This window comes from Micromonospora cynarisoli, assembly GCF_030518815.1.
Lineage (GTDB): Bacteria > Actinomycetota > Actinomycetes > Mycobacteriales > Micromonosporaceae > Micromonospora > Micromonospora wenchangensis.
In genome coordinates, this window is the sequence record NZ_CP130426.1 from 7,351,954 (window position 1) to 7,375,395 (window position 23,442).

Below are 23,442 nucleotides of genomic sequence, written 5' to 3' on the forward strand. Positions count from 1 at the left end.
GTAGATGTATTCGACGGCGGTGGCCGGGGCCGATCGCCGCACCCGACCGATGCTCTGGTGCGGTCGGCTTTCGGTGCGGTCGGCGTTCCCGTTCCAGCCCTTCCGCATGCGTTTGCCAACGGCACTTCGAGCGCACGGAAGTGGAGGTTCGAGCCCGGGTCCCAGTACGGTGCGGTTTCGTTGCATTGCGGTGGCACCGTTCGGAGGGGTTCTCTGGTGTCCCGCCGGCGGGACAGTCTCTGAAAGCCCTGGAGAATCGTCTGTCGACGAGTGTGGGGCGTGCGCTGAGTCGATCACTCTCGTCGATACTGTGCCGGTTGGCATAGAGTGTGGCGACGTGTAGTCCATAGACGTTGAGCCTCGGCCGGGTAGCGGGTGGTGACCTGGGGGGCGGTCATGTCGTTCTGTCGCCTTCGGCTGTTCGCGATGCCCCCAGTCCATGCCGCTCCGAGATTGCATGAAGACAGGTCTTGAACACTCACCTGTTGTTCTGGCCCGATGCGCAGACTGGAGGAATCAAGTGGATGAGGTGCGGGTCATCGTGCAGGCTCCGGACCCAGTCACCCACACAGGGCTGGTGAGCTCGCTGGTATCCCACCCGGGAATCGAGGTGGTGCCTGCGGACGGACTGAGTGAAGCCAACGTGGTCGTGCTCTGCTGCGAGGAACTCACCCAGGCCGAGTTCGCCGTGCTGCGCAGGTCGGTGAACTCAACGTCGTTGCCGGTGGTCCTGGTCGTCGGTGTCCTTAGCGAAGCTGACTTCCTGGCGGCGCTGGAATGCCGTGTGGTGGCAGTCATTCCACGTGGTGTGGCGACTGCCGAGCGCCTGCGGCAGGCCGTATTGACTGCCGCCACCGGAGGTGGCGTCCTACCGCCGAGCCTGATCGGCGAGGTGCTCAAGCATCTCGATCGGCTTCAGCGGGAGGTGCTGATTCCGTACGGACTCAACTCGGCCGGTCTCAACACCCGTGAACTGGATGTGTTGCGGCTCATGGCGGACGGGTTGGACACCCAGGAGATCGCCGAACGACTCAGCTACTCCGAGCGCACCGTCAAGAACGTCATTCACGGCGTGACGGGACGGCTCAACCTGCGTAATCGGTCACACGCGGTGGCCTATGCCGTCCGTACGGGATTAATCTGACCCCCGGAGCGGATCGCAGGATTTGCGTATTTCTTACGGTGCCGTCGCCATCTTTCAGCCACGCTCGTGGCCTGAGAGGTCAGGCGTACCCCGCACCTGCGGGCAGAACACTTGGCTACTCCGGGCATCGGTCCGTTCACATCCCTGTTCCCGGGAGAGGCCCCTTGGTGGAATCACCCAATGCCCATGATTCTGCAGACACCGTTCGCCGGACAGGTCTTCCTCACGCTCGCTCGCGAGGGTCGGCTGGTTCTACCGCCAGCAGAGGCTGACGAGGTCGTCGCAAGCCTGGAGCGGACTCTTGCGATAGTCCTGCTCCGACTGCGGCTGCTGCGAGCGCTGCGTCGTGGACAGTTCGTGAGTGGGCCCCACGATCGGATGGGTCAGGAAATGGCCGACGCGGCCTTCTCCGAGTTGCTTTGCCCTGGCCGACTGGAAGTGGCCAGCGTCGAACTACCCAAGTACATCGAGGCGGTCCGGCGCGCGGCAGGACAGATCGGTGGTAATGACGGCGCTGCCGGCCCCCGCTGAGGTGATCGTTCCACCGATGGAGTGCGGCACCGCTGGCCGCTTGATCACTGGCTGCGCCGATGGCATCGGTGCAGATGGGCGGCTTGTCCCGCCGGCGGGACAAGCACGAGCCTCTCGCTCCTGACGCGCCTTTGCGGTCACGCCCGCATGTGGGGGTTCCCCGCGAGCGGGTGCGCGAGTGCTGGCTGCGGTGCCAGCCATTGTGGCCTTCGTCGAATCCGTCCGCCCGCGCGTCGTGGAGGGACGGACATCGGTCGATGCGATGCAACTGAACGAATGCCGACGAGGCGCGTCTCGGCAGGTTGCGGACAAGGGGGAAATGCCGATATAGATGTCATCAACGAGATCGGGATGCGTCGTGCCCATGCGGGCAGTTGTCCGCAACCGATTCACCTCCGCGCGGGCCGGACGTCCGCGAACTTTCGTCCACACACGATCAGGAGTTCGACATGACGCTGGCCCCACGAGCCAAAAATTCACATCATTGGTCACGGCGGGTCGCGCTGGCGGCGATGGCCGTCGTCGCGAGTGCCGGAATGGTGATCACCGATCCCGGTCCGGCCTCGGCTGCCGGGCCGGTCGGAGGTGGCCTGCTGGTCGACCGGGCAACCGGCCGATGCCTGGACAGCAACGAGAACGGTAGCGTCTACACCAGTCGCTGCGATTTCGGCAACGGCTACCTGCACTGGTCGGTGTACACCTCACCGTTCGGCCAGTACAACCTCAGGAGTGACGCGACGGGTCGCTGTCTGGACGGCAACACCGCGGGCGTTGTCTACACGAGCCCGTGCGACGGCAACAACAATTATCAGAACTGGGCGGCTGGCTTCGGCGGCAACCCCACGCTCATCTTCGGCATGCAGACGAGCCGCTGTCTGGACAGCAACGAGGTGGGACACGTGTACACCAGCGCCTGCGATGTCAACAACCCTTACGAACTGTGGGCGTTCGCGATCTGAACGATCCTCCCACACCTGAAATGTGGCGATGCGGCTTTGTCTGCATCGGCAATTTCGCCGGGTGGGCACGTTGGTGCGGCGGGTGAAGACCGTCTCGGGAGCGGCCGCAGTCCAGATCGTGCACAGGCGGGGCCGGCGTCGGTGTGCGCGGGACGTCCACAGTGGTCGAGGGCACGTCCTCGCCGATCTTGTGGGAGGTCCTGAACGGCCGCTACGTGGGTCGTCTCGGTGATGAGGTGTTCTGGGCGCTGCTGCGGGGTCGGGTGAGGTTCATGCGCTGCCGCATCGGGGGAGCCTGGACCGGTTCGTGATCGCGCAGGCCTGTCACCGGTGCGCCCCCTGCGGCGGTGGCTTGGCGGTCGTGCCTATGGCGTGACCACGCTGCACGTCGAGGTCGAACGCGAAGACGGGCTGCGCAAGGGCGGGACGAGCGAGGAACGCCCGGTCGACCCGCAGGTCGGGCTGCTCACCACCGGCGACGGGAACCCCGTCGCCGGTGGTGGACCTGTTCGCCGCCAGCAAGGCCGAGACCAGGGAGCTGATCCCGGTCCTGACCCCGGTTCCGCGACCGCCACCAGGCCCGCGACTCGTCGTCGTGGCCGACGCCGGGATGCTGTCCGCGGTGAACCTCCTGGCGTTGGAAGACGACGGATTCCTGTTCATCGTCGGCTCCACGACACCGAGCCCTCCTGCCCGACCTCGGCGTGGTCCTACCCCGCTACCACTCGGGTCGGAGGTGAACGGCGGGCCGTGCTGACCTGTACAGCCTGTCTCATCGCTGGCATCCAACCGTCGAGGCTCGTTCCGCGACGGGGCTTCAGTCGGTCGCGGCGAGGTAGGCCGTTGTCCGGGGGTCGGCACAGGCTCCGCTGTCCTGCATCCGCCAGGTGAGCACGAGGCCGCCATCCGCCTGGCTTGCCCGGAGGTCACAGTGCGGCCCGCGCGTGACGGCTCCGTATCGCCCGCTTATTGGATCGAGAAGAACGCCGTCCGCCAGCAGGAGCATGCCGCTGTCGACCGGCGGACGGCCGGGACCCGACGCGGCCGTGAGCCCGCCGATCAGGGCTGGGACTCCAGGGTAGGGCAGATCGGCTCGCTCGCTGCCGTCGAGACGCTGCACGAACCAGCCCCTGGTGTCGTGGCCCAGGCAGAACGCCGGCACGCAGCGGAAATTGTCCGAGCCGGCGGGCGGGACCGCCCGGCGTCGCTCACCGGTCGTGAGGTTACGAAATTCGGTGCTCTCGGCATTGCGGGCCCAGCCCGATCCGTCGATGCGCAGCCCGTCGAATCCTTCTATCGGCGCACTGTCGTTCGATGTACCGCCGAACGGTACCCGGAAGATGCGCGCCTGACCCGGTGGAGATTCGACGTCCCAGTATCCGTACCGGTCGTCCGCGTACGTCCCGGTGATCGCCCCGGTGCCGGCGATGTCGGCGCTGGCGGTTTTGTGATCGCCAATGTAATGGCGGAAATCGATTCTGGTCGTCCGTTTTCCGCCCAGACTTTTGCTTGAGATGACGGCGATCGCGCCGCCGACGACTGAGGCGCGGAAATCCGTGGCTCCTTCCGCGAGTTCGATCGCGGTTTGGTAGCGGCGGGGGCCGGGGTCGAAGGTCCAGATCCGGCCTTCCTGCACCAATGTTACCGCGTTCGCACCGGTGGTTGGGCGCTCCGAGCCCACCAGCAGCTTCGAGCCGATTCGGCCGATGACGACGGGGGCCGCGTCATTCGGGACCTTCGGGAGATCCGCAGTGATGATCGCCGCCGGCCAGGTGTCGGACAGCACCGGCGGGGATTGCGGCATCGCCGGCAGCCGGAACCTCGTGACGGTGGCCGGTGGCGCGGGCGGCTCGGGCGACAGCCGCTCGAGAGCAACCAGGGACCCGGCGGCCACGACGGTGGCCGCGGCTGCTGCCGTCAGGGTGACCCGCCGCCGGCGCTGACGGCGCCGGCCGGCGACGACCCGTTCCAGCAGGTCAGCCGGGGGTGCGGCGGCGTACTCGGCCACCTTCTCCATCGCCCTGGGTAGCTCCGGAATGGTCATGTCAATTCGTCCGCCAACTCCTTGATCCCGGCCGTTCGCAGTTTATCCAACCCGCGTGCGGCCTGGCTTCGCACCGTTCCGCGACTCACCCCGAGAGTGGCGCCGATTTCCTCATCTGACAATTGTTCGTAATAGCGGAGGACCAGCACGGTGCGTTGACGCGGTGGCAATGCCCGAAGGCTCTCGGCGATCTGCCTAATGTAGTCGTTTTCTTCCGCTCGGGCCAGCGCGGTATCGGTGCGGGCCTGCTCCGGCACCTGCGGGCTCGGTAGTTCGCGGTGGCGGCGCCGCCAGACCGAGATGTTCAGTCGAGCCATGGTCGTTCGCACGAATCCCGTCGGATCTTCTTTGCGAACGACCCGGTTCCAGTGCGCGTGAAGCTTGATGAGCGCATCCTGCACGAGATCGTCGGCGTCATGGTGGTTCCCGGTGAGCATGAACCCGTACCGGTAAAGCGCCGCCGCCCGGTTTCGGACGAACTCGGCGAACTGTGGCTCGTCTACCATGCGCTGCCCCGTCCGCCCGGGCCGGCCGTGCGAAAAGCGGACGCGCCCGGCCGCCGCCGGAGGACCGGGCTGCGGGGAGGTGCGGCGCCGACCACGGCCAGAGGGTACACGCCGGGACAAAACTCCGCCGAGTGGCATCGTCGATGTCCCCGATGCAACAGATCCGGCACCAGGCGCGTCCGGGTGCAGAGTCAGACCAAGGTGAGGGCCGGTACGGCCGGCTTCACCTTTGTGCAGAATATGGGGGTACGGACGGTGCCAAGCGACCGACGAGCGGGGTCCGGCGTGACGGAGCGGGCGACGGGACTGCCGACAGCCCGAAGGAGGACAGCACCGCCCGGGTCGCCGACGAGCCAGATCCTCGTGACCCCGACCGGCCTGCGAATCCCCAGCGGACTGGACTTCGAGGGCTGGCAGCGCGCCGGTTACCGTCTCGCCCAGGTGGTGAACTCCTCGGCCTGGTGCATAGGCGACTGGATCGTTCATGGGCAGCAGCGGTACACCGACCGTTACCAGCGTGCCGTCGAGATGGTTGGCCTGGAGTACAAGACGGTCAGGAACTACGCGTCGACGGCACGCCGTTTCCCCCATGCGCGTCGCCGCGAGGCGCTCAGCTTCCAGCACCACGCCGAGGTCGCGGGACTGTCCGAGGACCAGCAGGAGATGTGGCTCGACCGAGCGGAAAACCTGCGTTGGTCACGCAACAAGCTGCGGCTCAGTCTCCGGGCGGCCCGCAACGAGGGTGGCGAGGACAAGGCTGCGGCGGTAGCCATCCCTCGCATAGCCGCCGACCGGGATCGTGTTCTGCGCTGGCAGGCAGCAGCCCAGCGAAGCCGGGAGAGCTTCGAACACTGGATCGTCGCCATGCTGGACGAGGCCGCCGCCGCCTGCCTCGACGAACCGGCATAGGCGGCACGCTGCGTCGGCTGATTGAGATCCCCCGCCTCCGGCGGCAGCGGCTACCGCCCTTGGGCCCGGGCGGGGATGGCCGGCCGATCCGGTGTCACCCGCCGCACACCACAGGCAGCCCGCCGGGCCTGCCCGGTACCGGTCGTACGCCCCTGGGCCGAATGCGCAGGCCACCTGTGATCCATGGCGGCGGCGTGTTTGAGCGTCGACAGTGCGGCGGGGGTGAGCTGTCTGGCGTCGATGCTCAGCCCGGCACCGGCCTCCGCGTGAACCACCAGAGGTAGCGGAGGATGGACCTGGGTCGCGGCGGACCGGCTCATCGTGGCGACATCGGCGTCGGTGACGGCTTGCTCGGTCTGTCGGGCCATGGGTTCGGCGTCGCCGGGGCTGAGCCGGTCCAGTGTCGACAGGAGCGCCCACTGGTCGGCGTGCGGCCCGAGGGTGCCGAGGTCGAGGAAGACGGTCAGTCCGTCCTTGCGGCGGCGACCCCGAAGCGGCGCGGCGCCCAGGTTGCCGAAGCCGCCCTCGGGTCAACCGGCACGGACAACTGCTCCGGCGCGGCACTCGTGTCCTGACCGCGCAGCTCCAGCAGACGCGCCAGCCGGGCGTTCTCCGCCCGTAACCGCTCCACCTCCCGCCGGAGATCGACGAACTCGGCCCCCGAACCCAGGCCGACCATCCTCGCGCATCGGGCTCCGAACACCCCGACACCGGTCCGATATCCTCCGCCGATGGCATTGAGAGGCAACGCCGCGGTGGAGGCGATGATCGAGGAAGCCACCGTCGACGTGTACGGCGACGACGAACAGCTCACCGGCCTGTTCACCATGATCGAGCAACATCTGGCGATGCCGTTCACCACCACCGTCCTCGGCGTCGAGGTCACCGTAAGCAAGATCGACCTGACCGCGGACAGTATCGTCGCGGTCTGCGCCCGAGCCCGCCACCGGCAGCGGATCGACCTGCTCGACCTGCCGCTACCCACCCCCGCGCCGGACGGTGCCGGGTGGATCGACGCCTATCGGCACTGGGCCGGAAGGTAGGCCGCGATGAGCGAATACCAGTACTACGAATTCACCGCCGTCGACCGGCCCCTCACCAGTCGGGAGCGGGCCGAGCTGCGGTCGCTGTCGACCCGCGCCGACATCACCGCCACCAGCTTCGTCAACACCTACGAATGGGGCGACTTCAAGGGCGACCCGCGCAAACTGATGGAGCGGTACTTCGACGCGCACCTGTACCTGGCGAACTGGGGCACCCGTCAGCTCACGCTGCGGCTACCGAAACACGTGCTCGACCCCGCTACCGTGGCCCGGTACTGCGCGGGTGACAGCGCGTCCGCCTGGACCGCCGGCAAGCACGTCATCATCGACCTGCACGACGAGGACGAGGACGGCACCGACGAGTGGGACCTCGACGGCCACGGTCTGCTCGCCTCCATCATCCCGGTCCGGGCCTGCCTCGCCGCCGGCGACCTGCGCCTGCTCTACCTGGCCTGGCTGCGCTGCGTGCAGTCCGAGGACATCGCCGACGACGAGCCCGAACCGCCCGTACCCGCCGGCCTGGGTACCCTCGACGCGTCCCTCACCGCCGTCGTCGAGTTCCTGCGCATCGACCCCGACCTGATCGCGGCTGCGGCGGCCCGGTCGACGCCGGCCGTCTCCGGTGAACCGACCGCCGCGCAACTACGCACCTGGGTCGTCGGGCTGCCCGCTCGGGACAAGGACGCCATCCTGGCCGACCTGATCACCGGCGGCGACAGTCACCTGCGCAGCCGACTACTGCGCCGCTACCGCGACGCGCAGCCCACCGATGCGTCCACCCCGACGGCAGCCCGCACCGCCGGGGAACTGCTCGCCACGGCCGTGGAGTTGCGCGCCGAGCGGGAACGACGGGACGCCGAGCGGCGCGAACGTGACCGGGTTCGCCGGGAACGGTCCGCCGCAGCCGCCCGGCAACGGCACCTCGACACCCTCGCGAGCGGCCAGACCGCCGCATGGCAGCAGGTCGACGAACTCGTCGCCACGAAGAGACCCCGCGAGTACGACACCGCCGTACAACTCCTCGTCGATCTGCGCGATCTTGGCGAACGCGACGGGGACAGCTCATCGTTCCGGGGTCGGTTGGCTGAGCTACGGGCGGTGCACGCCCGCAAGCCCAGCCTGCTCGAACGCCTCAACCGCGTAGGCCTCGACACCTGACGCGGATCACCGCCCGGTGAGTTGGCCACCGTCGCCGACGTGCGCCGTGGCCGGCCCTGAGATCAGCCTTCAACTGATTGATTCAACTCAATTGATGGGCGAGAATGACGGGATCAGGGGCCGTCATCGCCCGTCTTCCTCGTCCGGTCGGGAGGAGGTGTCGAGCATGGAGCGCTACGAGGACCTCGAAGGAACCGCCGTGGGTCTGATCAACGCCGTCATCAACTGACGTCGTCGGTCACCAACCGGGCGGGCACGGGCTGTCCCATCGTCGCGTGTCCGCCCCTCGGCACCGAACCAACCGACCGGGCGGGAGGACAGGGTTGGCCGACCTCACCTGGCGGGACCCGGCGGCGTTGCCGCTGCGCCCGCTCATCGACCTGACCGCCGATCCCACGGTCGCGCCGTCCCTGGTCGCCGAAGCGGCCCTGTTCTGTGCCGACCGGCCCGACCCCTGCGGCTGGCTACCCGTCCACGCGCCCCCCGCCGACCTGCGTCGCGCGATGCGCTGCGCCGGCCTGCTCGACGCCACGGACCCACTCGTCGCGCCACCCGAGGTGGCGGAACGGCTCACCACCGAGGACCACGCCGGTCTGCTGTGGGCCGCCCGCCTGATGCGCGCCCTGGGCCGCCGGGACGACGCCGCGCAACTGCTGCGGCGCATCGGTGGGGACGCACCGCCCCCGGTCCACGCCTGGCGTGACCTCCTGCTCGCCGAGGACAGCCGGCAGCCACTTCCCCCGGTGCCGTCCGAGGCGGCGGGCCTGCCGGTCCGCCTCACCACCGCACTCGCCCACGCCCGGTCCGCCGTGGCCAACGGGCAGCCCGCCGGGGAGGCGCTCACCACGGCGGAGTCCCTGGCCGCTGCTCTGGCCGGCGACCGGATCGGGGCGGTCGCCCAGGCCCGGATCCTCGCCGTGCGGCTGCGCTGCCCGGGCGAGCCGGTGCCCGACGCCGACACGGTCCGCGCCGTCGCCCACGACCTGGGGGCGGACCGGACCGACCTCCTCGCCCGCGACGCCGCGCTGGCACTGCTGCGGGCCGCCACCCGCGCCGCCCTGGACGGGACCGGTGTCGGGTCGGCGTACGAGTTCGCCAGCGCCGCCCTCGCCCTCGATCCGACCGGCGCAGCCACCCGGCTCCTCGCGGCGGACGCGGCCCGGGCGGCGGGCGACCGGGAGGCGGCCCGCACCCACTACCGGGTGGCCGCCCGGACCGGCCTGACGGAGCGGACCTCCGCGCTGGCCGGACTGCTCGACCTGGCGACCCCCGGCGCGAACAGCGAGCCCACCGATGGGTCGGCTCCAGCAGCAGACACCGGTGAGCTGGTGGGGGCGGTGGCGGACCTGCTGGCCACGGACTGCCGTGCGGAGCGGGACCGGTTGGCGGTGCTCGTGGCGCGGCGTCCAGCACTGGAAGGCAGGGTCTGCGCCGACGCGGTGCGGTGGGCGGTCGCGGTGCAGCATCCGGCGGCCGGGGCGCGTCCGCTTCCGCTGGAGCGCTACCGGCCGTTCCTCGACCTGAGCCCGAGCGCAATCCTCGACCCGGTCGACACGCCGCCGGTCGCGATCCACACGCCGCTGATGTCGTACGCCGCCGTGCTGGAGCGTCGTGAGCCGTGGTTCCGGGAGATCCACCCGCAGCGGGCCACGGCCGTCATGTTCCGCGACGAACTACAGGCGACGGCGGCGGTGTACGGGTACGCCTCCGATGCCGCCTCGGCCGACTACGCGACGTGGCTGGCGGCATCCGACGGCTGCCCGCCCGAGGTACGGGACCGGCTGGCCAACGTGTCGGACCTGCCGCTGCTGGACCGGGCGTTGCTGGGCCGGCTGCTGTCCGCGCTGGGTTTCCACGCCGAGGCCAAACGGATCCTCCCCGGGCCGGACGTGCCGGTACGCGCCCCCGAGAGCGCGTACGCGCTGGCCAGTTGGATCTTCGCCGAGCAGATGCTCACCACGGGGCACGCGGCCGAGCTGGAGCCGCACTTCCGCACGCTGTACGACCAGCTCGGCGACGACGTCCGGTACGCCCGCACGCGGGTGGTCACCACCATCAACGCCACGGTCAACGCGGCCCGACGCCGCGAGCCCGACACCATCGCCAGGTGGCGCAAGCTCGGCGAGGAGGACCTGGCCCGGTACACCGGGCTGCCCGAGGTGTCGGAGTTCGACGCCGCGATCATGACCAGCAGATGGTTCCGGGCCATGGGGTTCCTGCCGTTCCTCACCGGCGACCGTGACCTGCTGCGCGCGGACATGGACCGGTGGCTCGGCATCGCCCGGGAGGTGACCGGGCACGACGAACACACCCGGATCATCGCCGCCGACAACTACTTCCCGGCCGTGGAGACCGCCGTGCGTACCCACACGTTCCTCGATGAACACGACGCCGCGCTGGCCCTGGTCGACGAGTTGGCGCAGCGGATCGACCCGATCGACCCGAAGACCTGGCTCACCGCGGGCGAGCTGCGGTACCAGGCCGGCGACCACGACGGTGCGCTTCAGGCGTACCTGCGGGCCGCGCACCTGCAGTTCCCGTACGGCCGGATCTCCTGGTTCAACGCCGGCCAGCTGCACGAGCAACTCGGCCGGGCGGACCTGGCCGCCGAGTGTTACCGCCTGTCGCTCGCGCACTGGCCGACCGGGGTGACGCCGCTGCGTCGGCTGCGTGACCTGCACCTGCGCGGCCTGCTGCCCGACGACGGGGGAGTGCTGGCGGCCTGGATCGCGGGCCAACCGGCGTGGTCGCAGCTGCCCGCGTTCCCGGGGTGAGCCGGGTGGGGGTGCCACCCTACGGCGCGCAGCGTGAACTGCTGCTGCTCAGCGACACCGACGGGGCCGGCCTGCCCCGGCACAACCCGATGCCCCGGGCCTGGACGCTGTGGCACGTCCGGGGCGAGGTGGACGTGCCGCGGCTGGCCGCCGCCATGCGGGCCGTCGCCGCCGGCAACGACGTGTGGCGGGCCCGGTTCGCCGCAGGTCCGGAGCTGGTGTACGGAGCCGAGCAGCCCTTCCCGGTGACCATCGTGGACTGTGCCGACGTGCCGGCGGACCGGCGGTCGGCGGTGGCCGGGGCGGCACTCGGCGAGGCGGTGTACGCGCCGATCGACCTGCGCCACGACCCGCTGGCCGGTGCCTGCCTGGTGCGGCTGGCCCCGGACGAGCACGCGCTCGCCCTCGTGGTGGACCACGGCTTCGCCGACCACGCGACACACACCCGGTTCGTGCGTCGCACGGCTGCGGCGTACGAGCATCCGGGGCGCACACTGCCGCCGCTGCCGTCGTTCTTCGCGCACGCGGCCGAAGTCGCCACCGATCCGCGGCGCACGGCGTCCCGGGAGTTCTGGGCGGAGGCGATGAGCCGGGACGTCCCGGCCGTCGCCTTCCCCGGCGGGCGCTGGAAACCGTGGCGGGACACCACCGCCACCACCGCCTGGCCGCTGCGGCTCGACCGCACGTCCACCCAGGCCATCCGGTACGGCCGGGAACTCACCGGCGCGACCGGCTCCGGTCTGCTCCTGGCGGCTCTGTCGTTCCTGCTGGAACTCTGGGCCGACGCGGACGTCCCGGTGCTGTACGCGCGGGGCGGCCGGTGGACGCGGGAGAGCGTCGAGGTGCCCGGGGCGTTGCACGAGGCCGTGGTGAGCGTACCGCCGGACCATCTGCCCTCCGCCTCGCTCGCCGACCGCATCCGTGCTCTCACCGCCGTCAACGCCGCCGCGCCGCCGCTGCTCGGCCAGTGGCTCACCGACTTCGGCGGCGTCGAGGCCCTGCGGCAACGGCGTCGCCTCGTACTCAACGTGGTGGCGGCGGAGCCCACCGTCACGCTGGGCGGCGCCACGATCGGTCCGGCGGACCGGCTGCTGCGCGGCACCGTACGCCCGCCCGCAGGCCGGCGCGATTTCCCCGCCCACAACGCGCTGCACCTGGCGGTGGCGTGGTCGGCCGAGCAGCCCGAGGTGACCGTCCACCACGACCCCGAGGTGCTGCCGGCCGCCGCGCCGTTCGGTGCCGCCCTGGTCCGGTTCTTCGCGCTGCTGGCCGAGCAGCCCGACATCGCCGCCGACCGGGCCGCCGACCTGCTGCGCGCCACGTGGCTGCGGGCGGTCGACGCCCCGGCCCCGGCCGCGTCGACCTGACGTGGCGGACCGCCGTGGCGGGCTGCTCCGGCAGCACGACTTCCGGTCCCTGTGGCTCGGGGCGGTCGCGAGCCAGTTCGGTGCCCGGATGGCCCTGGTGGCGCTGCCGTTGGTGGCGGCCGGCCCGATGCACGCCTCCGCCTGGCAGGTGGGTCTGGTCGGCACCCTGGGCACGGTGGCGTTCCTGGTCGTCGGCCTGCCCGCCGGCGCGGTCGTCGACCGGGTGCGGCAGCGACGGCTGCTCATCGGCACCGACCTGGGGCGGGCCGCGCTCATCGCCTCGCTGGCCGTGCCGGCGGCACCGGGCGGGGTGGCGCTCGGCCAGTTGTACGTCGTCGTCCTCGGCGTCGGGGTGCTCACCGTGTTCTTCGACGTCGCCCACCAGAGTTACCTGCCCCGGGTGGTGCGGGCCGACGAGCTGGTCGAGGGCAACGCCCGGCTGAGCACCACCCTCGCGGTGGCGCAGGTCGCGGGGCCCGCGCTGGCCGGGCTGGCCGTCGACCTGGCCGGCACCGGCCCCGCCGTCCTGCTGATCGCGGTGGGGTTCGCCGGGTCCGCCGCGTACCTGGCCCGGATCCGGGCGGCCGATCCACGGCCCGTCACCACCGGCCGGTCCCGGCTCACCGGGCAGATCCGCGACGGCGTGGCCTACGTGCTGCGCCACCCGGTGCTGCGGGTACTGGCGCTGGCCGGCGGCGCGTACAACATGTTCGCCCTGGTGGTGCAGACGATGGTGCCGGTGCGGCTGGTCAGCGAGCTGGGCGCGTCCCCGGCGACGGCCAGCGCGTACTTCAGCGCGGGTGGCGCCGGCGGCATCCTCGGCGCGGTCGTGGCCCGGCGGCTGACCCGCCGGCTCGGGCAGTACCGCTCGGTCTGGCTCTGCCTGCTCGTCACCGCGCCGTTCGCGCTGCTCACCCCCCTGATCGACAGCGTCGGCGGGATCGGGCTGGCGGCCGGCGGCTACCTGCTGCTGTGGGCGGGGGCGACAGCCTCCAACGTGGCCCAGGTCAGTCTGCGCCAACAGTTGTGCCCGCCCGAACTGCTCGGCCGGATGAACGCCACCATGCGGTTCCTGCTCGGCGGGGCGATGCCGGTGGGTGCGCTGCTGGGCACCGTGCTGGGAGCCGCCGCCGGTGCCCGGGTGGCCCTGTGGGTGGGTGCGGTCGGTCTGCTCCTGTCCTGCCTGCCGCTGCTGCGCCTGCGCATCCCCGCCGACCGGCAGCCCGCCTGAGCCCCGGCGGTCAGATCTCGGCGGGTCGCCCGGTGCCGTGCGGGTGGGCTTCGGAGGTGGGAGGTGATCAGCCGAGGGAGCGCAGGCGGGCGGCGAGGGTGTCGCGGTAGAAGTCGATGAAGCCGTCCGGGTCGGGGCCGGCGTTCTGCAGCACGAGGTGGTCGAAGCCCGCGTCGACGTACTTCCGCACCGCCGCCACGTGCGTGTCCGGGTCGGGTCCGACGGCGAACTGGGCCCGGATGTCGTCGTCGGTGACCGTGCGGGAGGCGGCGTCGAAGTTGGTCGGGTTCGGCAGTTCGCTCATCACCTTCCAGCCGGTCACCGCCCAGCGGCTGGTCTCCCACGCCACCCGCACGGCCTGCTGCTCGTCGGGCGCCCACGCCAGCGGCACCTCGGCGTAGCGCGGACCGTCGCCGCCGCCGCGCCGGTACGCCTCGACCAGGTCGGGTTTCGGCTCGGTGGCGAACAACCCGTCGCCGTACTCGGCGGCGATCGCCGCGGACACCGGACCGCTCGCCGCCACCGCGATCACCGGAGGCTCGTCCGGCAGGTCGAACACCCGCGCGTCCTCCACCTGGAGGTGCCTGCCCTCGTAGGAGCGGTAGCCGCCCCGCCAGAGCAGCCGGATGATCTCCAGTGCCTCGCGGAGGCGTTCGTGGCGTCCCCGTACGCTCGGGAAGCCCCGGCCGACGACGTGTTCGTTGAGTCGTTCCCCCGCGCCCACGCCGAGGGTGAACCGTCCGTCGGAGACGATGGCCAGGGTCGCTGCGGCCTGCGCGATGATCGCCGGGTGGTAGCGCACGGTCGGGCAGGTCACCCCGGTGGCCAGGCCGATGCGTCCGGTGCGCGCCGCGATCGCGCCGAGCACCGTCCAGGTGAACGACGAGTGGCCCTGCACGTCGAGCCAGGGGTGGAAGTGGTCGCTCATCTCGACGAAGTCGAAGCCGGCCTCCTCGGCCCGTACGGCCTGCCGGATCAGCTCCTGCGGCCCGAACCCCTCGCTCGACAGCTTGTACCCGATCTGCATGGCATCTTCCCGACGCTGGGCGACTCGACCTCACTGTCACCTTTCCACCCGGACGGGACGGAAACTGTCGGACCGGAAAACTCCTGCTGTCGGCGAGTAGCGGTTGCTGCGGGTGCGCGCTGGCGGGCCGGGGCGCTCAGGTCACCAGCCCGGTCCGGTGGGCGTACACCACCGCCTGCACGCGGTCGCGCAGGTCGAGCTTGGTGAGGATGCGTGAGACGTACGTCTTGACGGTCTCCTGACTGATCACCAGCCGGGCCGCGATCTCGCTGTTGGACAGGCCGTCGGCGATCAGGCGCAGCACCTCCAACTCGCGCGGCGTCAGTCCCGTGTCGTCCGGTGTGCCCTCGGCGGGGCGGATGCGGGCCGCGTACCTGCCGACGAGTTGGCGGGTCACCTCGGGTGCCAGCAGCGCGGCCCCGCCGGCGACGGTGCGGATGCCGTGCAGCAACTGCGCTGGCGGGGCGTCCTTGAGCAGGAAGCCGCTCGCTCCGGCGCGTAGCGCCTGGTAGACGTACTCGTCGAGGTTGAACGTCGTCACCACGAGCACCCTGACCGGGTGGGTCGCCCCGCTGCCGGCCAGCAGGCGGGTCGCCGCGATGCCGTCGAGGACCGGCATCCGTACGTCCATCACCACCACGTCCGGGCGCAGCCGGCCGGCGAGGTCGACCGCCTCGCGCCCGTTCCCGCACTCGCCCACCACCTCCAGGTCGGGTTGAGCGCCGATGATCGTGGCGAAGCCGGTACGGATCAGTGCCTGGTCGTCGCAGACCAGCACCCGGATCGGCGCGGTCACGACGTGCTGCCGGTGGGGATGCGGGCCCGGACGACGAAGCCGTCGTCGTCCCGGCGTTGCGCGCTGAACTCGCCGCCGAGCACGGTGACGCGGTCCCGTAGCCCGGCCAGGCCGCGTCCACCCCCACCCGGGCCTGCGGGGCGCGTACCCGGGCCGGCGGTCGTGATCTCCACCGTGATCTCCCTCTTCCCGTGGCGGACGTGCACGGCGGTGCGACTGCCATGGGCGTACTTCAGGGCGTTCGTCAACGACTCCTGCACCACCCGGTAGGCGACGGCCTCCGCGCCGCCCGTGGTTTCCGCCCGGCTGCCCTCCTGGGTGAACTCCACCGGCTGCCCGGCCCGCCGGGTCTGCTCGACCAGCGCGGGCAGCTCCCCGACGGACGGCACACGCGGGTCGGCGTGGTGGTCGGGGTTGAGCAGGTCGAGCAGGATCCGCAGGTCGGCGACGGCACGCCGGCCGGTGTCGGTGATGGCGGTGAGGGTGGTATCGAGGCGGTCCGGGGCGGTCGTCAGGTAGCGTGCCGCCTCGGCCTGCACGACCATCGCCGTCACGTGGTGCGTCACGACGTCGTGCAGTTCACCGGCGATGCGGGCGCGTTCGGTGGCGCGGGCGGCCACGGCGGCCTGCTGGCGGCGTTCGGCCTCGACGGCCCGGCTCTGCCGCAGCCAGGCCCCGGCGCCCCAGGCGACGGTCAACGCCAGGTAGAAGGTGAGGAAACCACCCACGCCCTCCGTCGATCCCTGCCGGTGCAGGGCGACGGCCAGGGCGAGGTACGCGGCGGAGCCCACGACCAGGGTGGCACGTCGACGACGCTCCAGGTGGACGCCGGCGCTGAGCAACGCGATGGCAAGCGCGGTGCCCGCGACCGTGTGGTAGGCGCGTACCTGGTCGACGGTGAAGCCGAGGGACACCAGGGCGAGGCAGACCCCGGGCCAGCGCCGGCGTACGGCCAGCGGCAGGCACTCCAGGGCGATCGCCACCACGGCCAACATGTCGAACGGGCGGCCGGGCAGGTCACCGAGTTGCGTACTGCGGTCCTGTAACACCGGGACCGGCAGGCAGGCGAGGGCGAGCAACAGCGCCAGCGGGAGGTCCCGGACCGTGACGGGCCAGCGCCGCCACCGGTCCGCAAGCGTCCCCAGGTCGACCATCAGGAGACGGTAACGTCTGCCGTCGGCGCGTCGACCGGGCGGCGACGCGGGACGATGTGACCCCGTCGGTGGGCCAGCCCCAGGAACACCACGGTCAGTGTCAGCCCCGCCAGCACCGTGCAGAGGCTGGCCTCCGGCCCGAAGTCGCCGCCGCTGAGCAGCGTCGGGCCCGACATGGTGGCGTCCAGCAGGCCCTGGGATTCGCCGTTGCCGGAGACCACGACGCTGAAGATCCCCGCGGCGGCGAAGTTCCACCCGAAGTGCAGCCCGATCGGCACCCACAGGGTGCGGGTGGCGGCGTAGCAGGCGGCGAGCATGAAGCCCGCCTCGATGGTGATGGCGGTCGCGCCCCACACGCTGGCGTCCGGGTTGGCTAGGTGGACCAGACCGAACAGCACGCCGGTCAGCAGCAGCGACAGCCAGGTCCCGAGGCGTTCCTCGACGAGGCGGAACAGCAGGCCCCGGAAGAGCAGCTCCTCGGTCACGGCCGCAGCCGCCATGAACCCGAACAGCCCCACCACGCCGGTCACCGAACCCACGCCGTGCACGTGGTAGCCGCCCAGCAGGGCGATGGTGACGACGACGGCGGCGAACATGGCGCACCCGACGAACGTTCCCCGGACGATCCGAGCGCCGGCACCGGCCCGGGTCAGCTCCGTGACCTCCCGTCGTTCGGTACGGCGCACCACCCACCGGTACGCGAGGAGCGTGGCCACGGCGGTCGCCGTGCCGAGGAGCAGGGTGAGCCAGGGGTCGTCCTGCACCGCCGCGACGGCCCGGCTACCGACGAGACCGGCTGCCGCGACGGCGAGGACCTGTTTCAACACACGCATGACGGGTTCCTTTGCGAGGTGGGCGGCCGGCGTGCCGCGGGTCACCTGGAACGCTAGGGATCGGCGGGCCGGGAATCGTCACCGTGCGGTGGACACCTGCGGGTAGCTCTCACGGGGGACAAGCCTGGCGTCGCGCCGGGCCAGCCCGGGGCGTACGACGGTCTGATCGGGGCACCCGGTCGATGGCCGGTCAGGACCGGCTCTGATCCGTCCCGGGTCGAGGGTCGGTCGTCCCGGTCGGCGGATCAGGGAGCGGTGGGCCACTCGTTCTGCTGCCAGTTGCTGTCCGGTACGGCGAAGTGGGCCGCACCGGGGCCTACCAGGTAGGCGGCGACCGAGGTCGGCTGCACGTCGGGGTAGTCGGCGTTGCGGATGTCCCGCAGTGAGGCCGACCCGTCGGGCATCGCGATCTGGTATCGCAGAGCCAGGTATTCGAACATGCTGGACGCGGTGAACTGGCGGCGGGCGATCTCGGCGCGCAGGTCCCGTGGAGTGCCCTTGCGGACCAGGCCCCACCGGCGTCCGGATGCCGCCTCGACCTCGTGGTGGAGTTCCAGCAGGGACAGTTGTCGACCGATCACGTGGACCTCGCGGCCGGCGGTTGCGGGGTCGAGGGCGATCGCGGCGGTGTAGGCGGCGGTGTCCGCGCGGCGACCGGGGGGCCGTCAGACCCGACGTGCCCCCGCCGCCGGTCCGACAGCGGGGGCAGGGGGCCCGCCTACCGGGTCACGGCAGGGTCCACTTCTGGTTGGCGGCGGACAGGCAGGTCCAGAGGTGGACGGCCTGGCCGTCGGTGGCGCTGTTGTTGGACACGTCGAGGCACCTGCCGGACTGCGGGTTGCGCAGGGTGCCGTCGGCCTGCGCCGACCAGTTCTGGGCACCGCTGCCGTTGCAGGTCCACAGTTGGATCTTCGTGCCGTCGGCGGAGCCACCACCGGAGACGTCCAGGCACTTGCCCAGTGCCTTCACCGTGCTGTTCGGGGTCACCGACCAGGTCTGCGCTGCGGAACCGTTGCAGGTCCAGATCTGGATCTGCGTACCGTCGGCGGTGGCCGCGTTGCGGACGTCGAGGCACTTGCCGCCGAGCCCGACGATCGGCCCGGTGCCGGGGGTGCCGCCGCCCCGGACCAGGGTGAAGTCGTCCACGTCGAACAGGCCGGTCCCGGAGCCGGTAAAGGTCAGGTAGACGGTCTGAGTACCGGTGGGCACCCCGGCCAGGGTGGTGCTGACGTCGGCGTACGTGGTCCAGCTTCCGGTGTTGGGCACCGCCACCTGGCCGAGCAGCGGGCCGGTGGCCGAGCCGGTCCGGACGCCGATGGTGCCGCCCGCCCCACCGGAGACCACCCGGGCCCGCAGCGAGGTGACTCCGGTCAGGTCGAGACCGGGGTACGCGGCCCAGTCGCCCGGGTCGACGTAGCCGAGGGTCTGCCCGCCGTTGGCCCCGGCCTTGGTGAACGCGCTGACCCCGTTGGCGGAGCCGAACGCCTCGGCCTGCACGGTGGTGGTGCCGCCCGGGGTGCCGCCCAGCTCCTTGATCCGGACGTTGCGGAACGACACGTCGTCGCCCGTGCCGTGGTTCTGGAGCCCGACGTGGCCGGCGAGCGAGCGGGCCGGGTCGGTGTTGGTGAAGTCGTTGATCTTCCGCCCGTTGAGGAGGACCTGGAGGCGTTCCCCCTCGACCAGCAGTTCGTAGGTGTTCCACTCTCCCGGCGGGTTCAGGGCGGCGTCCCGGGCGGCCAGGTCGGCGGACTGGAACGTGTAGACCGCGCCGGTGGTGCGGTCGGCCGCGTCGGTGGCGTCGATCTGGATCTCGTACCCGTTGTCCACCGCCGACCAGGGGTCGGTCGACGGTGGGAAGCCGATGAAGACGCCCGAGTTGTCGTCGCCGGCCATCCGCCAGTCCAGCTTCAGCGAGTAGTTGGTGAACTGCTTGGCGCTGTACCAGTACAGGCCCATGCCGCCGACGGAGGTGAGGGTGGCGTCGGCGTTGCCGAAGCTGCCCGGACCGGCCTGCGACCAGCCGGTCGTGGACCCGTTGTAGAGGGTGACGTAGCCGCTCTCCGGGCGGCAGTCGGCCTTCGCCCGCCCGGCCGCGTACCGGATGCCGCCGAGCAGGTGGCTGCGGAACGCCGCCTCCGTGTACGACCCCTGGGTGTGCCCCAGGCCGGTGTAGAACGACCGGCCGGCGTTGACCGTCTTGCACCAGGAGATCGGATGGTCACCGCCCATCGAGCCGCCCGAGTACGACGACTCGTCCAGGGTGGCGAGGACCCGGGCGCCCGCGCGCGGGTTGGTCTGGTAGTTGTACCACTCGTCGGTGCGGGTCCAGGTCTGCGGCAGGTGCCCGGTGGCCGGGTGCGCCCGGTTCTCGACGCGGACGTTCGCCTGCTGGATGGCCGGGTGCGAGGCGAAGTAGCCACCCACCAGGCTGCCGTAGTACGACCAGCCGTACTCGGTGTCGGCGGCGGCGTGGACGCCGACGTAACCGCCGCCGCCGTTGACGTACGACTCGAAGGCGGACTGCTGGGCGGCGTCCAGGACGTCGCCTGTGGTGTTGAGGAAGACCACCGCCTCGTACTGGGCCAGGTTCGCGGTGGTGAACCGGGACGCGTCCTCGGTAGCGGTCACGGTGAAACTGTTCGCCGTGCCGAGTTCCCGGATCGTCTGGATACCGACGGCGATCGAATCGTGCCGGAACCCGGCGGTCTTGGAGAACACCAGCACGTCGTACGGGGCGTCGGCCGCACCGGCCGACGTCGGGACGGCGAGGATCGCGGCGGCGGCGGTCACCGCGCCGAGGACGGATCGAAGGAGTCTGCGCATGTCACTCTCCCGAACGGGTGGAGGAGCGTGCCGGGTGCCCCGCTTGCCGGGTCACGGCAGGGTCCACTTCTGGTTGGCGGCGGCCAGGCAGGTCCAGAGGTGGACGGCCTGCCCGTCGGTGGCGCTGTTGTTGGACACGTCGAGGCACTTGCCGGACTGGGGGTTGCGCAGGGTGCCGTCGGCCTGCGCCGACCAGTTCTGGGCGGCGGTGCCGTTGCAGGTCCAGAGTTGGATCTTCGTGCCGTCGGCGGTGCCCCCGCCGGAGACGTCCAGGCATTTGCCGAGTGCCTTGACGGTGCTGTTCGGGGTGACCGTCCAGGTCTGTGCGGCGGTGCCGTTGCAGGTGTAGATCTGGATCTGGGTGCCGTCGGCGGTGGCGGCGTTGCGGACGTCGAGGCACTTGCCGCCGAGCCCGACGATCGGCCCGGTGCCCGCGGTGGTGCCGCCGGTGACGAACGTGAACGTGTCGAGGTCGAACAGCGCCCCGGTACCCCCGGCGAAGGTGAGGTAGAGCGTGCCGGTGCTGGCCGGCGCGCCGGAGATGGTGCCGGTGACGGTGGTGAAGGTTTCCCAGCCGCCGGTGACCGGGACGGTCGCCTGGCCCAGCACCGTGCCGGTGGGTGAACCCGTCCGCACCTGGAGGGTGCCGCCGACGCCGTTGGAGGAGACCCGGGCGCTGAACGAGGTGGCCTTGTCGAGGCGGTACGGCTCGAACGCGATCCAGTCGCCGTTGTCGATGCTGCCGACGGTCTTGCCGCCCTCGGCGGGGGTCTTGTCGTAGACGGTGATCCCGGACGAGGTCTTGAAGTGCTCGGCCTGGCGCTTGCGCGGCTGGAGGGTGTGCTGCTGGTGGGTGGTCAGCCCGCCGGCGTCGGTGTACTCGGCGTCGAAGATCGCGAAGATGTTCGCCGCGTCGTCGTGCTCACCGTCGACCGGGATGGTGATCGTGCCGGAGCAGCCGTTGGCCGAGGTGATCTGGTGGCCGTGCTGGTCGTGGCCGAGCACGTAGGTCATCTTGACCCTGGCGCAGTCGATCGTGCCGTCCTCCGGGTCGGTGACGGTGATGCTGAACGGCACCGTGTCGCCGTAGGAGAACAGCGAGCCGTTCGCCGGGCCGGTGATGGTGACGGTCGGGGCGGTGTTGCCGACGCCGATCTGCACGCTGGCGGTGCCGGTCGCGCCCTGCGGGTCCCGGACGGTCAGGGTGACGTTGTAGGTGCCGTTGGCGGTGAACGTCTTGCTGGGGTTGGCCGCCGTGGAGGTGGTGCCGTCACCGAACGCCCACGAGTAGGTGAGCGCGCCGCCCTCCGGGTCCGACGACCCGGCCGACGAGAAGGTCACCGTCAGCGGTGCCGCCCCGGAGGTCTTGTCGGCAGCGGCGGCGGCGGTCGGCGCGCGGTTGCCACCGGCGACGTAGTCGTACCGGTACAGCGCCGAGTTGGCGTCACCGTTGAAGTAGCCGGTGCCGTAGTCGAGGACGTACAGCGCGCCGTCCGGACCGAACGCGGAGTCCATGACCTGCTTGCCGTTCCAGGGGAACGACGCGTCGATGGTGCCCCGGGAGCCGTCGGCGTTGACGTGGATCGGTTTGATCCAGCCCCGGCCCAGTTCGGTGGCGAAGAACTGGCCGTCGAAGGACTGCGGGAACTTCGTGGTGGACGGGTTCGACGCGCTGTACCGGTAGACCGGACCGGCCATCGGCGACTCGGAGCCGCCACCGAACTCCGCCGGGCTGCCGGCGTCACCGGCGTACCGGATCCAGGCCGGCTGTGCCGCGGGCAGGCTGGGCAGGCCGGTGTTGCGGAACGAGTTGTTGGCCGGGCCGCCGGCGCAGTTGTACTTGGCACCGGCGGTGCCGGCGGCGAAGTCCCACTCCGCGTACGTCTCGGTGGCGGTGTTGGTGCCGGTGCAGTACGGCCAGCCGTAGTTGCCCGGCCCGGTCACCCGGTTGAACTCGACCTGCCCGCTGGGGCCGCGCGTGCCGGTGGTGCCGGCGTCCGGGCCGTAGTCGCCGACGTAGACGACCCCGGTGGCCTTGTCCACGCTCATCCGGAACGGGTTGCGGAACCCCATCGCGTAGATCTCCGGACGGGTCCGCGCGGTGCCCGGGGCGAACATGTTACCGGCCGGTATGGAGTAGCTGCCGTCCGCGTTCACCTTGATCCGCAGGATCTTGCCGCGCAGGTCGTTGGTGTTGGCCGCGCTGCGCTGCGCGTCGTAGGCGGGGTTGCGGTTGGTCCGTTCGTCGATCGGCGCGTAGCCGGCGGAGTCGAACGGGTTGCTGTCGTCGCCTGTCGACAGGTACAGGTTCCCGGCCGCGTCGAAGTCGATGTCCCCGCCGACGTGGCAGCAGATGCCCCGGTCGGCCGGCACGTCCAGGATGTTGACCTGGCTGGACGTGTTCAGCGTCCAGTTGGCGTTGAGGGTGAACCGGGAGAGCCGGTTCACGCCCTGCCAGGCGGAGAAGTCCGTGCCGGTGGCCGGGGCGTCCCCGGCGGGGGTGGACAGCGGCGGGGCGTAGTACAGGTAGACGTGCCGGTTGGTGGTGAAGTTCGGGTCCACCCCGACGCCCTGCAGTCCCTCCTCGTCGTGGGTGTAGACGGGGATCGTGCCCACCACGGTGGTGGTGCCGGCGGCGTCGGTGCGACGCAGCGTGCCGTTGCGGGCGGTGTGCAGCACCGACCGGTCGGGCAGCACGGCGATGGTCATGGGCTCGCCGACCTCGGGCTCGCCCTTGGCGAGGGTGACCTGCTGGAAGTCGGTGGGGTTGATGGTGTGGGCCTGGGCGGGGGTCGGGCTGCCGACGGCGACCAGCCCGGCGGTGGCCACCAGGAGTAGTGCGGAGCTGACCGACGCCGTTCGCCGGCCGAACGCGCCATGGTGTGAGGACACTGGCTGTCCGTCCCTTCCTGACGTTCGAATGCCAGGGCGGGCGCGCGCCGTCGCGCCGGATGCCGTAGCGGGGGAGGGGGTCGATGGATCACCGCGCCGCCGGTTCACCTCGCTGAAACACTTCCGTGATGGCGAAGACATTAAGCTTTTTCGATCCCCCTGTCCATACCTTCTGTTGAACCACGGCGGACTTTCGCCTGATCCACAAAAAGTTTCGTAGTCGTGGCCATGCCATGTTTCGTCCCGAGGGA

At 71.0% G+C, this 23,442-nt stretch carries 20 protein-coding genes and 1 pseudogene; 11 read left to right on the plus strand and 10 right to left on the minus strand.

What is annotated here, in order from left to right:
- Positions 1-520: 520 nt before the first annotated feature.
- The 4 genes and pseudogenes from Q2K16_RS32220 to Q2K16_RS33315 all read left to right on the plus strand — a co-directional run.
- Entirely contained in the window at positions 521-1,144 is a 624-nt protein-coding gene (locus Q2K16_RS32220; RefSeq protein ID WP_302742427.1) for a helix-turn-helix transcriptional regulator, read from the plus strand.
- Between the two features lie 186 nt (positions 1,145-1,330).
- On the plus strand, positions 1,331-1,675 hold the full coding sequence (locus Q2K16_RS32225; protein ID WP_302742428.1) for a hypothetical protein: 345 nt from the start codon (positions 1,331-1,333) through the stop codon (positions 1,673-1,675).
- A 449-nt stretch (positions 1,676-2,124) separates the two neighbouring features.
- Entirely contained in the window at positions 2,125-2,634 is a 510-nt protein-coding gene (locus Q2K16_RS32230; RefSeq protein WP_302742430.1) for an RICIN domain-containing protein, read from the plus strand.
- Positions 2,635-2,695: 61 nt separating this feature from the next.
- Positions 2,696-3,325: pseudogene (locus tag Q2K16_RS33315) on the plus strand (IS1634 family transposase); the annotation flags it as partial.
- 126 nt (positions 3,326-3,451) lie between these two features.
- Here the strand turns inward: Q2K16_RS33315 and Q2K16_RS32240 are convergent.
- Together Q2K16_RS32240 and Q2K16_RS32245 are read right to left on the minus strand one after the other, a co-directional pair.
- Positions 3,452-4,678 carry a hypothetical protein gene (locus tag Q2K16_RS32240; protein ID WP_302742432.1) on the minus strand — a complete coding sequence of 409 codons (1,227 nt, stop codon included), beginning with the start codon at positions 4,676-4,678 and terminating at the stop codon, positions 3,452-3,454.
- Positions 4,675-5,184 carry a SigE family RNA polymerase sigma factor gene (locus Q2K16_RS32245; RefSeq protein ID WP_302742434.1) on the minus strand — a complete coding sequence of 170 codons (510 nt, stop codon included), beginning with the start codon at positions 5,182-5,184 and terminating at the stop codon, positions 4,675-4,677. The genes Q2K16_RS32240 and Q2K16_RS32245 overlap by 4 nt, the downstream gene beginning before the upstream one ends.
- Before the next feature lie 363 nt (positions 5,185-5,547).
- Here Q2K16_RS32245 and Q2K16_RS32250 point away from each other — a divergent pair, with 363 nt between their 5' ends.
- Positions 5,548-6,093 (plus strand): LmbU family transcriptional regulator, encoded by a 546-nt coding sequence (locus tag Q2K16_RS32250; RefSeq protein WP_302742436.1) that lies wholly within the window; start codon positions 5,548-5,550, stop codon positions 6,091-6,093.
- 50 nt (positions 6,094-6,143) lie between these two features.
- On the opposite strand, the gene Q2K16_RS33320 is transcribed toward Q2K16_RS32250, so the two are convergent.
- Positions 6,144-6,602 carry a hypothetical protein gene (locus tag Q2K16_RS33320; RefSeq protein ID WP_489671949.1) on the minus strand — a complete coding sequence of 153 codons (459 nt, stop codon included), beginning with the start codon at positions 6,600-6,602 and terminating at the stop codon, positions 6,144-6,146.
- A gap of 222 nt (positions 6,603-6,824) precedes the next feature.
- Between Q2K16_RS33320 and Q2K16_RS32260 the strand changes: the two genes are divergently transcribed.
- The 6 genes from Q2K16_RS32260 to Q2K16_RS32285 all read left to right on the plus strand — a co-directional run bounded on the left by Q2K16_RS32260 (position 6,825) and on the right by Q2K16_RS32285 (position 13,666).
- Positions 6,825-7,136: a hypothetical protein gene (locus tag Q2K16_RS32260; RefSeq protein ID WP_302742439.1), complete on the plus strand. Its 312-nt coding sequence runs from the start codon at positions 6,825-6,827 to the stop codon at positions 7,134-7,136.
- A 6-nt stretch (positions 7,137-7,142) separates the two neighbouring features.
- Positions 7,143-8,294, plus strand: a complete 1,152-nt coding sequence (locus Q2K16_RS32265; protein WP_302742440.1) for a hypothetical protein — start codon at positions 7,143-7,145, stop codon at positions 8,292-8,294.
- A gap of 94 nt (positions 8,295-8,388) precedes the next feature.
- Entirely contained in the window at positions 8,389-8,523 is a 135-nt protein-coding gene (locus tag Q2K16_RS32270; protein ID WP_302742442.1) for a hypothetical protein, read from the plus strand.
- A gap of 94 nt (positions 8,524-8,617) precedes the next feature.
- Positions 8,618-11,068, plus strand: a complete 2,451-nt coding sequence (locus tag Q2K16_RS32275; RefSeq protein ID WP_302742444.1) for a tetratricopeptide repeat protein — start codon at positions 8,618-8,620, stop codon at positions 11,066-11,068.
- Positions 11,069-11,073: 5 nt separating this feature from the next.
- Complete coding sequence (locus Q2K16_RS32280; protein ID WP_302742445.1) at positions 11,074-12,435, plus strand: condensation domain-containing protein; 1,362 nt, start codon at positions 11,074-11,076, stop codon at positions 12,433-12,435.
- A 1-nt stretch (position 12,436) separates the two neighbouring features.
- Positions 12,437-13,666 (plus strand): MFS transporter, encoded by a 1,230-nt coding sequence (locus Q2K16_RS32285; protein ID WP_302742446.1) that lies wholly within the window; start codon positions 12,437-12,439, stop codon positions 13,664-13,666.
- 67 nt (positions 13,667-13,733) lie between these two features.
- On the opposite strand, the gene Q2K16_RS32290 is transcribed toward Q2K16_RS32285, so the two are convergent.
- The 7 genes from Q2K16_RS32290 to Q2K16_RS32320 all read right to left on the minus strand — a co-directional run bounded on the left by Q2K16_RS32290 (position 13,734) and on the right by Q2K16_RS32320 (position 23,191).
- Positions 13,734-14,693 (minus strand): TIGR03557 family F420-dependent LLM class oxidoreductase, encoded by a 960-nt coding sequence (locus tag Q2K16_RS32290; RefSeq protein ID WP_302742447.1) that lies wholly within the window; start codon positions 14,691-14,693, stop codon positions 13,734-13,736.
- Positions 14,694-14,829: 136 nt separating this feature from the next.
- Positions 14,830-15,489, minus strand: coding sequence for a response regulator (locus tag Q2K16_RS32295; protein WP_302742448.1), 660 nt, complete (start codon positions 15,487-15,489; stop codon positions 14,830-14,832).
- Positions 15,486-16,643, minus strand: coding sequence for a sensor histidine kinase (locus tag Q2K16_RS32300; RefSeq protein WP_302742450.1), 1,158 nt, complete (start codon positions 16,641-16,643; stop codon positions 15,486-15,488). Before Q2K16_RS32300 ends, Q2K16_RS32295 begins: the two co-directional genes overlap by 4 nt.
- Positions 16,643-17,476 (minus strand): CPBP family intramembrane glutamic endopeptidase, encoded by an 834-nt coding sequence (locus Q2K16_RS32305; RefSeq protein ID WP_302742452.1) that lies wholly within the window; start codon positions 17,474-17,476, stop codon positions 16,643-16,645. The genes Q2K16_RS32300 and Q2K16_RS32305 overlap by 1 nt, the downstream gene beginning before the upstream one ends.
- A 245-nt stretch (positions 17,477-17,721) precedes the next feature.
- Positions 17,722-18,057 carry a hypothetical protein gene (locus Q2K16_RS32310; RefSeq protein WP_302742454.1) on the minus strand — a complete coding sequence of 112 codons (336 nt, stop codon included), beginning with the start codon at positions 18,055-18,057 and terminating at the stop codon, positions 17,722-17,724.
- 145 nt (positions 18,058-18,202) lie between these two features.
- Positions 18,203-20,299: a ThuA domain-containing protein gene (locus tag Q2K16_RS32315; protein WP_302742457.1), complete on the minus strand. Its 2,097-nt coding sequence runs from the start codon at positions 20,297-20,299 to the stop codon at positions 18,203-18,205.
- Positions 20,300-20,350: 51 nt separating this feature from the next.
- Positions 20,351-23,191 carry a PQQ-dependent sugar dehydrogenase gene (locus tag Q2K16_RS32320; RefSeq protein ID WP_302742459.1) on the minus strand — a complete coding sequence of 947 codons (2,841 nt, stop codon included), beginning with the start codon at positions 23,189-23,191 and terminating at the stop codon, positions 20,351-20,353.
- Positions 23,192-23,442 lie beyond the last annotated feature (251 nt).